General features: G+C 66.0%; 1 protein-coding gene. It reads left to right on the plus strand.

Features of this window, described 5'->3' with window-relative positions; genetic code table 11:
* The coding region (locus AC1DYG_RS20000; RefSeq protein WP_477641587.1) for a hypothetical protein at positions 1-424 on the plus strand (424 nt) is incomplete at both ends.

Genomic DNA, 424 nt, shown 5'->3' on the forward strand with positions numbered 1-424 from the left:
CTCATGTCGCGGTCAATCTCGCTGTATGGGTACTGCGGGCACCTTCCGACGAAGGACGCCCCGATGTCCTGTTCATCGACGCCTCCGACGTCGTCGATGTCGAGAAGCGTATCGGCGGCTGGTTGCCTGCGCTGGACGGCGCCGACATCGACGTGCCGCACCAGCGTGTCGATGTGCGCGACATCCTCGCCTCCGACGGAAACCTGTCGCCCTCCCGGTGGATCCAGGTAGCCGGCCGCAACCCGGCTGAGGTCGTGGACACCTACCTGAACAGCTGGAAGGACCTCAACGAGACGCTCGACCGCATCTCCGGCACCAGCGCATCTCTGCACCACTTCGCCGGAACCCGCGGCGCCCGCATCGTCACCGTCGGCGATCTCATCGACCAGGGCCTTCTCGAGATGCGCCCCGGACGGGTGAAGTC

The organism is Pedococcus sp. P1_H8 (assembly GCF_056405175.1).